Origin of the sequence: Nonomuraea sp. NPDC047529 (assembly GCF_040642995.1) — a bacterium.
In the GTDB taxonomy this organism is placed as follows: Bacteria; Actinomycetota; Actinomycetes; order Streptosporangiales; family Streptosporangiaceae; genus Nonomuraea.
The window spans coordinates 300,181-312,923 of record NZ_JBEYTJ010000007.1 but is presented as its reverse complement, the minus strand read 5'-3'; the positions used below and the strand labels follow the sequence as shown (position 1 = coordinate 312,923).

At 71.7% G+C, this 12,743-nt stretch carries 11 protein-coding genes; 2 read left to right on the top strand and 9 right to left on the bottom strand.

From position 1 onward, the window contains the following. Positions 1-107 precede the first annotated feature (107 nt). The 7 genes from ABZ815_RS14615 to ABZ815_RS14585 form a co-directional block, all read right to left on the bottom strand. The gene (locus tag ABZ815_RS14615) at positions 108-968 is read right to left on the bottom strand and encodes a carbohydrate ABC transporter permease (RefSeq protein WP_357697760.1); all 861 of its coding nucleotides are present in this window, start codon (positions 966-968) and stop codon (positions 108-110) included. Beyond that, positions 965-1,846, bottom strand: a complete 882-nt coding sequence (locus tag ABZ815_RS14610; protein WP_357697758.1) for a sugar ABC transporter permease — start codon at positions 1,844-1,846, stop codon at positions 965-967. The genes ABZ815_RS14615 and ABZ815_RS14610 overlap by 4 nt, the downstream gene beginning before the upstream one ends. A 54-nt stretch (positions 1,847-1,900) precedes the next feature. Beyond that, on the bottom strand, positions 1,901-3,196 hold the full coding sequence (locus tag ABZ815_RS14605; RefSeq protein WP_357697756.1) for an ABC transporter substrate-binding protein: 1,296 nt from the start codon (positions 3,194-3,196) through the stop codon (positions 1,901-1,903). A 122-nt stretch (positions 3,197-3,318) separates the two neighbouring features. Then, positions 3,319-4,092 (bottom strand): AMP-binding protein, encoded by a 774-nt coding sequence (locus ABZ815_RS14600; protein ID WP_357697754.1) that lies wholly within the window; start codon positions 4,090-4,092, stop codon positions 3,319-3,321. 358 nt (positions 4,093-4,450) lie between these two features. Further along, positions 4,451-6,805: a LuxR C-terminal-related transcriptional regulator gene (locus tag ABZ815_RS14595; protein ID WP_357697752.1), complete on the bottom strand. Its 2,355-nt coding sequence runs from the start codon at positions 6,803-6,805 to the stop codon at positions 4,451-4,453. A 70-nt stretch (positions 6,806-6,875) separates the two neighbouring features. After that, a complete protein-coding gene (locus tag ABZ815_RS14590) occupies positions 6,876-8,300 on the bottom strand; it encodes a penicillin-binding transpeptidase domain-containing protein (protein ID WP_357697750.1) in 1,425 nt (474 codons plus the stop codon). A 36-nt stretch (positions 8,301-8,336) separates the two neighbouring features. Beyond that, a complete protein-coding gene (locus ABZ815_RS14585; protein WP_357697748.1) occupies positions 8,337-8,696 on the bottom strand; it encodes a MerR family transcriptional regulator in 360 nt (119 codons plus the stop codon). Positions 8,697-8,798: 102 nt separating this feature from the next. On the opposite strand from ABZ815_RS14585, the gene ABZ815_RS14580 reads away from it, so the two are divergent. Then, entirely contained in the window at positions 8,799-9,701 is a 903-nt protein-coding gene (locus ABZ815_RS14580; protein ID WP_357697778.1) for an aldo/keto reductase, read from the top strand. Between the two features lie 5 nt (positions 9,702-9,706). Here the strand turns inward: ABZ815_RS14580 and ABZ815_RS14575 are convergent, their stop codons facing one another. Continuing rightward, positions 9,707-10,345: a TetR family transcriptional regulator gene (locus ABZ815_RS14575; RefSeq protein WP_357697746.1), complete on the bottom strand. Its 639-nt coding sequence runs from the start codon at positions 10,343-10,345 to the stop codon at positions 9,707-9,709. 88 nt (positions 10,346-10,433) lie between these two features. Between ABZ815_RS14575 and ABZ815_RS14570 the strand changes: the two genes are divergently transcribed. Beyond that, positions 10,434-11,747, top strand: a complete 1,314-nt coding sequence (locus tag ABZ815_RS14570) for a GH1 family beta-glucosidase (RefSeq protein ID WP_357697744.1) — start codon at positions 10,434-10,436, stop codon at positions 11,745-11,747. Here ABZ815_RS14570 and ABZ815_RS14565 read toward each other — a convergent pair. Then, complete coding sequence (locus ABZ815_RS14565) at positions 11,729-12,625, bottom strand: hypothetical protein (protein ID WP_357697742.1); 897 nt, start codon at positions 12,623-12,625, stop codon at positions 11,729-11,731. The two genes, ABZ815_RS14570 and ABZ815_RS14565, sit on opposite strands and share 19 nt — an antisense overlap. Positions 12,626-12,743 lie beyond the last annotated feature (118 nt).

Sequence of the window (12,743 nt, the reverse complement as noted above, 5' to 3'; positions counted from 1 at the left end):
GAGCCGCGCCCGCCACTGCGGGGCGGGGGGGGGCCGGGGGGGGCGCCCCAGCGGGGGCTGGGGGCCCCCGCGCCGGACGTCGCCCAGGCACGTCCGCGGCGGGCCGGCTAGCCCTTCAGCGCCCCCGCCATCAGGCCGCGCATGAAGAACCGGCCGAGCAGCACGTAGATCAGCATCGTCGGGACGGAGGCCAGGACGGCGGCGGCCATCTGCTGGCTGTAGGGGGTGGCCTGGGCCCCGGCGATGTTGTTGAGCATGACGGTGGTCGGCCAGCTCTGCGGCCCGGTGATGAAGACCGCGAACAGGAAGTCGTTCCACAGCGAGGTGAACTGCCAGATGATCACCACCGCGATCGCGGGCCACGACACCGGAAGCACGACCGACCAGTACGCACGCAGCATCCCCGCGCCGTCCACCCGCGAGGCCTCGATCAGCTCGTCGGGGATGGTGACGTAGTAGTTCCGGAAGATCAGCGTGCAGATGGGGATGCCGTACACGACGTGCGCGAGCACCAGGCCCGGGATGCCGCCGTAGAAGACGCCCTGCAGCCCGGTCTGCTCGTTCAGCCAGACCATGAGCTTGACCAGCGGGATCATCACGCCCTGATAGGGGATGAACATGCCGAACAGGAACAGGGTGAACAGCACGTCCGCGCCGGGGAAGCGCCATTTGGACAGCACGTAGCCGTTCATCGACCCGAACGCGCACGACAGCAGCGAGCCGGGGACGGCCAGCAGCACGCTGTTCCACAGACCGGGGGCCAGCTTCTCCCAGGCCACCCGCCACGCCTCGGTGGTCCACGTCTTCGGCAGGTTCCACGCCTGGCCGGGGTCGGCCTCGGTGAGCGGCTTGAAGCTGGTGGCCAGCAGCACGTAGATCGGGACGAGGACGACGACCACCAGGGCGAGCAGCAGGCAGAACCGCACCACCCCGAACCTGCTCCGGCGCCCGCCGGCGACGGCCGTCATGGCCTGCGCTCCTTGCGCACCGACCAGATCAGGTACGGGATCACGAACACCGCCACGCTGAGCACGATGTACGACGCGATCGTGGCCCCCTTGGCCGGGTCGTGCGAGTCGTAGACCGCCACCCACATGAACACGGCGGGCACGTCGGTGATGATCTGCTTGCCGGACACCGCCACGATGAGGTCGAAGACCTTGAGCGAGATGTGTCCGAGGATGATCAGCGCCGACAGGGTGACCGGCCTGAGCATGGGCAGCACCACGTGCCGGTAGACGCCCCATTCGCCGGCGCCGTCCACCCGCGCGGCCTCGCGCAGCTCCTCGGGCACGCCACGGAACCCCGCCAGGAACAACGCCATGACATATCCGGACATCTGCCAGATCGCGGGGAGCGCCATCGCGGCCATCCCCCAGTCCGGATCCCTGAACCACTGCCACTGCGGCAGCCCGATCGCGTCGAACAGCCGGTTCAGGCCGACCGCCCGCTCACCCGTCCCCGAGTTCATCAGCCACCGCCACACGATGCCGGTCGCGACGAACGACACGGCCATCGGGAACAGGTAGATCGCCCGGAACGTGCCCTCCCCCCAGATCCCCTTCTCCATGAGGAACGCCAGGAACCAGCCCAGCACCAGCGCCCCCACCACGAACGTGATCGTGAACACGATCGCGTGGTTCACGGAGAGGCGCCAGCGCGTCTGGTCCCAGATGTCGATGAAGTTCTTCAGCCCCACGAACGTGCCCTCGGACACCTCATCGTGCTGGTCGGTCATGGCCAGGCGGAAGTTCCAGCCCAGCATGCCGTACACGAACACGCCGATCGCCACGATCGACGGCGCGACGAGGAGGAGTCCGGGCAGCCAGGTGCGTGCCCGCCTCACAACCGTTTCCCTTCGCGCGGGTACGGCGGGAGCGCCCCGCCGTACCCGCATGCGTCACTGAGCGTTGGCCTTGGCCGCGTCGGCCAGGCCCTGCTGCAGGCCCTTGACGTCCTTGCTGCCGATGAACAGCCCGACCGCCTCGTTGATCGAGGCCAGCCACGGCTGGCTCACCGAGACGCCGTGCTGGATGGAGCCGGCGAGCTTGTTGCCCGACCAGTCCTTCAGCGCGTCGGCCAGGTAGTCGGTGTAGAGCGACTGGTCGGCGTCCTTGCGGGCGGGAATGGAGCCCTTCTTGGGGTTGAAGGCGTCCTGGCCCTCCTTGCTCGCCGCGACCTTCAGCCACGCGACGGCCCCGTCCCGGTTCTTGGCGCCCTTGGGCAGCGTGAAGCTGTCCGACAGCCACATGTAGGTGCCCTCGGTGCCGGGCGCGGGCGCCCAGTCGAAGTCCGTCTTGGACGTCTTGCCGAGGCCGCCCTCCGGCGGGTTGTGGAAGTAGCCGTAGGCCCAGTCGCCCATGATGTTGAACGCCGCCTCGCCGTCGGCCACCTGCTTGGCCGCGGGCTGCCAGTCGTCCTGCGGGTCGCCCGCGTACGACATGATCTTGGCGTAGTTCTCCAGCGCCTTGGTCATCTGCGGGCCGCTCCAGTCGGCGCCCGGCTTGAACAGCGCGTTGTAGGCGTCGGTGCCGAGCGAGCCGAGCAGCACGTTCTCCAGCAGGTGGGTGGCGGTCCACTCCGAGCCGACGGAGATCGGGATCTTGCCCTTGGCCTTGACCTTCTCCAGGTCGGCGATGAACTCCTCGATCGTCTTGGGCGCGGCCGCGATGCCGGCGTCCTTGAGCACCTTGGGGTTGAACCACAGGACGTTCGACCGGTGGATGTTGACCGGCACCGAGTAGATCTTGCCCTCGACGCTGATCTGCTCGACGAGCTGGGCCGGGAAGACGTCCTTGAGCTTCAGTTCGTCGTACAGGAACGTCAGGTCCTCCAGGTTGCCCGCCTTGATGTAGCCCTGCAACTCGGCGCCGGCGTGCCCCTGGAAGGTGTCGGGCGGCGTGTTGGCCTGCAACTTCGACTGCAACAACGCCTTGGCCTTGTCACCCGAGCCGCCCGCCACGGCGGCGTCGAAGAACGTGTAGTTCGGGTTCTTGTCCTCGAATATCTTCTTCATCGCCTGGAGGCCGTCGGCCTCGCCGGGGCCGGTCCACCAGGAGAAGACCTCCACCTGCTGCTTGCCGCCGCTGCTCGGCGCGGCCGACTGGGAGGCCTGTCCGCCGCCGCCTCCGCCGCAGCCCGCCAGGCCGAGAACGCCCGCCATCGTGATCGAGACGGCCGCTAACCACCGTCGCATCGCACACCATTCCCTTCGATTCCCCCGAAGTTGGTGACCTTTGACAACGTTGTCAACAACGGATATCAACCCACTTCGCGCGCGCCGACGTCAAGGGCGGAGCAGGTAACAGGTCCGCATACTCAGCCGACGCGCTCCAGCGTGCCGTCCGGGCCGGTGAGCACGGTGACGCCCGCGTCGTAGCCGTGACCGGGCAGGTCACCGCGGCCCGCGGCCACGATCAGCGCCCCCTTGGACAAGGCGAGGCCGACCAGCGCGGGCAGGTCGGCGCCGTCGCCGGGCGGCCACGTGCTGAGCACGACGTCGGACTCCTTCAGGCCGACGGGCACGTCGAGCTCGTCCATCCTGGCCAGCAGGTCGGCGTGGGTGAGCCGGGCGCCGCCGGGGAACGTCAGCGCGTCCTGCCGCTCGGCGTCGAGCGCGGGCAGCGCGATCGGCTCCAGCACGAGCAGGCCGCGGAAGTCGAACGTGTCGAGCGCCGGGCCGAGGCAGACCACCTGGCGCACGCGGGAGCCCTCGGCCGCCGCGAGCGCCGTCCCGGCCAGGTCAGGGGTGGTGATCAGCGTGCGGGCGTCGCACTCGCGCAGCAGCCCGGCCACCTCGTCGGCGCCGAGCCCGGGATCGATCGGCGCGGCCACCCCGCCGGCCGCCAGCACGGTGTACAGGGCCACCGTCTGCGTGCCGGTCGTGGGGACGTGCACCCCCACCACCTGGTCGCGCCGCGCTCCCCTGCGCACCAGCCCGGACGCCGCCCTGGTCACCTGGGTCACCAGGCTGCGGTAGCCGTAGACGTGGCCGCCGCGCAGATCGATGAGCGCCGGCCGCTCGCCCCGCTCGTAGGCCCGGCGGAACACCTCGTGGATCACGGTGCCGGAGGACGAGGCGGACGGCGTCATGCCCGTCAACGTACGGTCGCCCGCGCGCCGGCCGCATCCACCGATCTATGTAGAGCGGTGTGCATTTCCCCAGCCCAGGGGCGAGGTGGGCGGGCCCGAGCCCTGCGCGACTCGAGCCCGCTGTCACGCGTCCGGGAACCGGGCCCCCACCCCTCCGAGAAGGCCCGGCTCCGTCGGGACGCGTGACGTCCCTCGGTCGACCGGCCGCCGCGGCCCCCGGCGCGAGGACGGGGAGCGCGGAGCGCGTTCGATCACAGGCAGAACGGTAGGCGTCAGGGCCCCGGCGGCACATGCGCTGACATGGCCATTCGGCGATGTAAGCGCCGGACGGCGCCGATGTGTAGAGAACCCGCCGGGATCAGCGTCCGCCGATCATCCATGCGGCAATCTGTGTACGCGTGGAGAAGCCGAGCTTGCCGAGGATGTTGGCGACGTGCCGCGCGGCCGTGGCCGGGCTGATCACCAGTTCGTCGGCGATGGCCCGGTTGCTCAGCCCGCGGGCCACCAGCTCGGCGATCTCGCGTTCCCTGGCCGTCAGCCTGCTGTCCCGGACGATCGGGGCTACCGGCTCGACCGGCAGCTCGGGCAGCGGGCCGCCGAGCGCGCAGGAGACCGCCTGGTCGGCCGTCATCGTCAGGCCCTCGGCCCACAGCAGCGCCACCACGGCCTCGCCGAGCCGGTCGCGGGCGGGGGCCAGCAGCTCTTCGGCGCGGGCGTCGGGGCGGCGGCCGCGCAGCCCCAGCGAGGCGGCCGACAGCAGGACCGCGCGCCGGGCGTCGCCCTCGGCGGCCACCAGGCGCGCCCAGGCCGCCAGCCGCCGGGCGATGCCGTCGCGCAGGCCCGCGTCGCGGCTGAGCACCAGCGCCTCGGTGAGCCGCGTGCGCGCCTCGGCCAGGTCGCCCTCGTCGAGCGCGACGCGGCCGAGCCCGGCCAGACAGCTCACGATCTGCTGCCGGGCGTCGATGTGCCGCACCAGGCGCAGGCCGGCCTCGTAGTGCCGTCTGGCGCCCACCCGGTCGCCGGTGCGCCGGGCGATCTGGGCCAGGCCGACGTGGCCGTAGGACTGGCCGAGGTGGTTGTCCAGCCGCTCGCTCAGCGCCAGGACCTCCTCGAACGCCCGCCGCGCCTCGTGCAGGCGGCCGGTCCGCAGGCCGAAGTCGGCCCGGGTGCCCTGGGCGAGCGACTCCAGGATCGGGTCGCCGCGCCGCCGCGCCGCCTCCAGGGCCGGGGTCAGCGGCTCCTGGTCGCCGGTCGCCTGGGCCAGCATGATCAGGCCCACGGCCTCCCCGTAGGCGTCGCGGGCGTCGACGCACAGCGCCAGCCCGATCTGCACGCACCGGGCCGCGAGCTCCGTCTCGCCGGCCGCGAGCGCCAGCTCACCGCGCAGGATCATGGCCTGCCCGCGTAACCCCCCGGACACCTCGGGGGCGTCGAGCGCGAGCAGCCGGTCGAGCCGGTCGGCGATGTCGAGCCGGCGTCCGCTGGCCATGAGCAGGTAGCGCACGTCGGTCAGCAGTCGCAGGGCGGTCTGCGGGGAGCCGCTGGCCGCGGCCCAGTCGCAGGCCGCGCCCACCTCGGCCTTGAGCCCGTCGAACAGGTTGACGAAGCGCTCGACCACGGGCCACGACGTGTGCGCGCCCGGCGCGAGGACGTCCTTGAACCGCCCGGCCAGCCCGGCGAGGGCGGACAGGTGCGCGCGCCGCAGCGTCACCTCCTCCCCGGACTCGGCGAGCTGCTCCAGCGCGTATTCGCGGACGGTCTCCAGCAGCCGGTAGCGGGCCTGGCCGGCGATCTCACCGTCGAGCACGACCAGCGACTTGTCGACCAGGTCGCACAGGCGCGGCAGCACGTCCTCCTCGGGCAGGCCGGAGCCCGCGCACACCGCTTCGGCCAGGTCGAGCGTCCAGCAGGAGCGGAAGGCCGCCACGCGGCGCAGCAGCAGGCGTTCCTGGGCGCTGAGCAGCCGGTAGCTCCAGTCGACGGCGGCGCGCAGCGTACGGTGCCTGGCGTGGGCCGTACGGGCGCCGCCCGCCAGCACCCTGAACCGGTCGTCGAGCCGCTCGACGAGCTGCCTGACCGACAACACCCGGACCATCGCGGCGGCCAGCTCGATCGCCAGCGGCAGCCCGTCGAGCGCCTGGCACAGCTCGACCGCGAGCGGCAACGTCTCCTCGGTCAGCTCGAAGCCGGGACGCGCGGCGCCGGCCCTGGTCACGAACAGGCGCACGGCCTCGCTCTCCTCGCCGACGAGCGAGAGCGGCGGCACCCGCCAGACGGTCTCGCCCGGCACGCGCAGCGGCTCGCGGCTGGTGGCCAGCACAGTGAGCCTCGGGCAGGCGCCGAGCAGGTCGCGGCAGAGCTCGGCGCACTCGCCGACCACCGGCTCGCAGTTGTCCAGCACGAGCAGCACGCGACGGCCGCCGACGGTGTCCGCCAGGTCCTCGGCGACGCCGAGCGCGGCCGCGACCCGCTCCCGCAGCTCGCCCTTCTCCAGGTCGGCCAGCTCGACCAGCCACACGCCGTCGGGGTGCTCGGAGGCGACCCTGGCGGCCAGGCGCAGGGCGAGGCGCGTCTTGCCGATGCCTCCGGCGCCGCACAGCGTCACCACCCGCGACACCCGGCTGAGGTGCGCCAGCTCATCGAGATCGGACTCCCGGCCCACGAACAGGTTCGGCTCGGCCGGCAGGTTGCGGAAATCGGCGGTTCGCAGCATCACTGTGAGTGTGGCATCAACTACCGTTCGCGCCCAGACTCAAATCTGTGGAGAACTCGGCCGACGGCGGTCAGGCGAGCGCCGCCTCCAGCACCGCGCGGGCGACCCCGGCCACCGCCGCGGCCCGGGGGCCCGGGTCCTCCAGCACCACGCCGACGGCCACCTCGGGGGCCCGCACCGGGGCGAACGCCGTGGCCAGCGCGTGCTCGCCGTCCGCCACCGCGATCTTGGCGGCCACCTCGACGCCGGGGACGGCCACCGCCGCGCCCGGCCCGCCCGTGTGCGTCACCGTGGTCATCATCGCGGCCAGGTAGCGGGCCTGGGCGGGGGTCATGGTGGTGCGGTACGGCGTCGACCCCGCCTGGCCGAGCATCGAGCCGTCCGGCAGGCTCACCTCCTCCACCAGGTACGGCCGCATCAGCACGCCGTTGTTGGCCACCGCCGCCGACAACATCGCGACCATCAGCGGGGTGGCCCGGTCCTGGTCGTGGCCGACGGCCGACAGGGCGGTCCGGGCCCGGTCCATACCCTGCGGGAACGTGCTGGGCGTCGCGGCCAGCGGCACCCGCAGTCCCCTGTCGCCGAACCCGAACGCCTCGGCCTGGTCCCTCAGGATGTCCTGGCCGAGCTGCACCCCGATGCCCGCGTACGCGGTGTCGCACGAGGTCTGGAAGGCGCGCAGCAACGTGGGACGGGCCCTGCCGCACGGCCCGGCGAGCGGGGCGGGCAGCCGCAGGCGGACGGCGGCGTCCACGGGCGCCGTGGGCGTGTACTCGCCCGAGGCCAGCGCGGCGGCCGTCGTCACCAGCTTGAACGTGGCCCCCGGCGGATAGACCTGGTTGAGCGCCCGGTTCAGCAGCGGCCGTCCGGGTGCCTCCCGCAGCCGGCCGAGCGTGGCGTCGAGCCGGGCAGGGTCGAAGGTGGCCAGGGCGTTGGGGTCGTAGGACGGGTAGCTGGCCAGGGCGAGGATCGCGCCGGTCGCCGGGTCGAGGGCCACGGCCGCGCCGGGCACGCCGGCGGCCTCCAGCGCGTGGTAGGCGGCCCACTGGGTGCGCTGGGCGATGGTCAGCCGTACGTCGGCGCCGGCCACGTCGCCGTCGCTGACCATCGAGCGGACCTTGACCTTGGCGTCGTCGCCGGACAGGACGCCGTCCTCGGCCTCCTCCACGCCCGTGGAGCGGTAGAGGGACATGTAGCCGGTGACGGGGGCATAGAGCTCGCCGTCGGTGTAGACCCGCTGGAACCGGTACGGGCTGCCGGCGGGCGCCGGGCGGCTCCTGGCCATGGTCGCGCCGTCGTAGGTCAGGATGTCGCCGCGCGGACGGGCGAACCGGGCGATGAGCGAGCGTTCGTTGCGCCGGTCGGCGTTGAGCGCCCGCGTCCCGAACGCCTGGACGACCGTGATGTGGGCCAGCAGGACGAACAGCATGGCCGCGCAGGAGGCGGCCAGGTGGCGCAGCGGGACGTTGATCCGCTTCGCCCTGGTGACGGCCATGGTCTTTGGTCTAACAACCGGACCACCAAGGCAGGGCTACAGAACGCTGCGGTAGTAGGAAATCTTGCGGTGGATGTAGTCCTGGCGCTCGGTCAGGTTGGCGATCTGGGCCTGGACCTGCCGGTCGTGCTCCTCCAGGAGCCTGATGCGGTCGGGGATCGTCCGGTCGCCGCCGCGTACGAGCTCGGCGAAGCGCAGCAGCATGGCGATGGGCATGCCCGTGTCGCGCAGGCATCGGATCATGCCGAGCCAGCCGACGTCCTCCTCGCTGAACCTGCGCTGACCGGCCGCGTTGCGCTCGATGCGCTCCAGCAGGCCGATCTTCTCGTAGTAGCGCAGAGTGTCGAGGCTGAAGCCGGTCTCCTCGACGACCTCGGCGGGTGTGTACACGCTCACGCTCCCCAGTCTTTCACCTGGAGCGCACTCCAGGTCAACGGCTTGACATGGAGTGCGCTCCAGGTCAGAGGGTCTGGCCCATGAACATCGCACTCGGGCACGATCCCGTTCGGCACCGGCGTCGGCCTGCGGGAGACCTTCGCCATCCTCGACCGCTTCCAGGACGCCGGCGGCACCATGCTGGACACCGCCAACAACTACCCCTTCTGGGACGAGGGCCGCACCGGGGACGAGAGCGAGGAGGCCGTCGGGGCCTGGCTGGCCGCGCGCGGCAACCGGGACCGGATCTTCATCGGCACCAAGGGCGGGGCCCGGCCGACCGTGCCCGGCGACCGCACACTCGGCTCGGCCGAGGGCCTGTCGGCGGCGGCCGTCACGCGGGCCGCCGAAGGCAGCCTCCGGAGGCTGCGGACGGACCACATCGACCTGTACTGGTCGCACATCGAGGACCGTTCGGTGCCGCTGTCGGAGACGCTGGGCGCCCTGAACACGCTGGCCGAGCAGGGCAAGGTCCGCGCGCTGGGAGCGAGCAACATCGCCGCCTGGCGGCTGGAGCGGGCCAGGAACGTCTCCGGCGCGCGCGGCTGGCTGCCGTACGGTCATGTGCAGCTCCGCCACACCTACCTGCGCCCGCGGCCCTTCACCCGGCTCCCGGAGGGCGGCCACACGCTGGCCTCGGACGAGACCCTCGACTACGTCGCCGCCGAGCCGGACGTGACGTTGTGGGCCTACAACACGCTGATGTCGGGGGCGTACACGCGGGCGGACCGGCCGATGCCGGAGATCTACGACCACCCGGGCACGGCCCGCCGCCTGGCCGTGCTGCGCGAGGTCGCCGGCGAGCTGGGCGCGACGCCCAACCAGGTGGTGCTGGCGTGGCTGATGGCCGACGGCCACGTGCCCGTGGTGGGCGTGTCCACAACGGCCCAGCTCGACGAGGTCGTCGGCGCGGCGGACGTCAAGCTGGACGCCGAGCTGCACGCCCGCCTCGGCGCGGTCGCCTGACGGGGTCAGGGCAGGTGGTCGGCGAGATAGCGGCGGACGAGCTGCTTGCACTCGGCGATCAGGTCGGCGTCGCCGTCGGGATCGACCCGGAAGGCGAGCTTGAGCACGGCGTCCGTGGCCTCGACGGCCACCACGAGCGCCCGGTCGAGCCCGGGGCCGGCGGGCGCGTGGAGCAGGGCGAGGGTGAGCGCGCGCAGCCGGTCGGCCACGATGACGTTGTTGTCGAGGGCGCTGTCGAGCGTGCGCTTGGTGCCCTCCAGCGGCGGCCCGCCGGGGGTGGGCAGCACCTCGCCGAAGTCGACCACCCCGAACCCCGGGGTGGTGCGTTTCATGTCGACGAACTCGTCGATGGCCAGGTCGACCAGGTCGGTCCAGTGGCCGAGGTCGGCCTCGGCGATGCGCTGGGTGACCCGCTGGAGGAACGCCTCCAGGTTGCGCAGCGCGAGGGCGCGCACCAGGCCCTGCTTGTCGCGGAAGAACTGGTAGAAGGTGCCGATGGGGACCTCGGCGCGGCGCGCGACCTCCTTCGTGGTCAACGCCTCGTAGCCGACCTCGTCGAGCAGGAGCGCGCACTCGTCGAGCATCCGCTCCACCCGCTCCACGCTCCGGCGCTGGGCGGGACGGCGGCGCAAGGTACTCGTCATGCTCCCCATCCTGGCTTATTACCAGCAGGTACAGACCGGCCTCTTTGCCGTCCGTTAACATGAGCCATACTCGCATAAAGGAGCCGAGATGTTCTTATGGGGTACGGCGACCGCCGCCTACCAGATCGAGGGCGCGGTGACCGAGGACGGCCGGGGCGCGTCCGTCTGGGACACCTTCGCCCACGAGCCCGGCCGCACCAGGGACGGCCACACCGGCGACGTGGCCTGCGACCACTACCACCGCTGGCCCGAGGACATCGGGCTCATGTCCGGCCTCGGCGTGAACGCCTACCGCTTCTCCATCGCCTGGCCGCGCGTGCAGCCCCTCGGCGCCGGCGAGGTCAACCCCAAGGGCCTCGACTTCTACGAACGCCTGACCGACGGCCTGCTGGCGGCCGGCATCCAGCCCGTGCCCACGCTCTTCCACTGGGACCTCCCCCAGGCCCTCCAGGACGAGGGCGGCTGGACGAACCGCGACACGGCCGGACGCTTCGCCGACTACGCCGCGATCGTCGCCGAGCGCCTGGCCGACCGCATCCCCCTGTGGATCACCCTGAACGAGCCCTTCGTCCACATGGCCTTCGGCCACGCCATGGGCATCCACGCCCCCGGCCAGGCCCTCCTGCTCGACGCCCTTCCCGTGGCCCACCACCAGCTCCTCGGCCACGGCCTGGCGGTCGGGGCCCTACGGGCGGCGGGCGCGCGACAGGTGGCCATCACCAACAACTGCACGCCGGTCTGGGCCGCCTCGCAGGAGGAGGCGGACGTCAGGGCCGCCGACGCCTACGACGTCCTGCACAACCGCCTGTTCAACGACCCCGTGCTCCTGGGGAGCTATCCAGACCTCTCGGCCTACGTCCCCGCCCTGGACTTCCTGCGCGACGGCGACCTGGAGACCATCTCCGCGCCCCTGGACGCCCTCGGCATCAACTACTACAACCCCACCCGGATCGCCGCCCCGCCTCCCGGCGAGGTGCTCCCGTTCACCGACACCGGCCTCACCGGGTATCCCACCACCGCGTTCGGCTGGCCGGTCGTCCCCGACGGCCTGCGCGAGCTCCTGACCGGCCTCAAGGCCCGGTACGGCAGCGCGCTCCCGCCCATCCACATCACCGAGAACGGCTGCTCCCAGCCGGACGAGCTCACCCCGCGGGGAACCGTCGAGGACCAGGCCCGCATCGACTACCTGCGCGCCCACATCGACGCCGTCATGGCCGCCCGGGCCGAGGGTGTGGACGTGCGCGGCTACTTCGTCTGGTCGCTGCTGGACAACTTCGAGTGGGCCGAGGGCTATCACCAGCGCTTCGGCCTGGTGCACGTGGACTTCGCCACGGGCCGCCGCACCCCCAAGGCGTCCTACGCGTGGTACCGGGAGCGCGTCGCTCAGAACACCGACACGTGAACGTGGTCGTAGTGGTTGGCGGTCACGCCGCCCCGGTCGGACATGGGGTCCCAGCCCCCGCCTGACCGGATGTCGTAGTACCGCTGCTTCCAGATGATGTACATGACGCCGAGCCGCGAGCCGTTCTTGATGAGCCATTCGGCCAGGGCGTCCCCGCGGTCGGCGTCGGCCCCGGCGGCCATGGTGCCGCCGGGGGACATCATGAAGTCGCAGGCCCGGCCCTTGCCGTGCTCGCCGGGGTCGCCGGGGCGCAGGCAGCCCACGCCGTACTTCATCGGGAAGTTCTGCATGATCTCGGCGCGGACCGCGATCAGTCGCGGGGTCAGGCCGTCGGCGCCGCCGGGCTGCTGGAAGCCGTACTTGGCGAGCATGCGCTCGATCTCGCGCCGCTTGCCCTGAAGGGTCTTGATCTCCTTCTTCAGCTTGCTGATCTTGTCGTTGGCGTTGAGCTTGGCCTCTTTGGACTTCGCGATGAGCTGCTGGATGCTCTTGACCCGCTCGGTGCGCTCGGTGGCCATGTACGACATGTTCGCGGCCTGCCCGAGCGCGATGGCCGGGTCGACGCTCAGGCCGAAGAGCTGCACGCCGTCGAGGGGGCCGTTGACGTAGGTCTGCCGCGCGATGTCGGCCACGTCGGCCTGGGCCGCGGCCAGGCGTGCCGCCAGGTCGCCGGAGGTGTCGGTGGCGTTCTTGGCCTGGACCCTGATCTCCTCCAGGCTCTGGATCTGGCCGCGGTAGAGGTCGTTGAGCCGGGACGCCTGTTTGGTGAGTCTGCGCAGCTCATCGATGTTGGGATCGGCCGACGCCGGCTGCGGGAAGGGAAAGCCGAGCAGCCCGGAGAGGACGACGACGACCGCGGCGAGCCGCCAGATCCTCACACCCGTCCCCTCCTCGCATAGACGGACCGAAACTATAGAAGATGATCTTGATGGCTGTCATCCGAACGTGCCAAGTGGCGCACCTTTGGCGAAGTTCATGGTCTTGTGTCGGAAACAG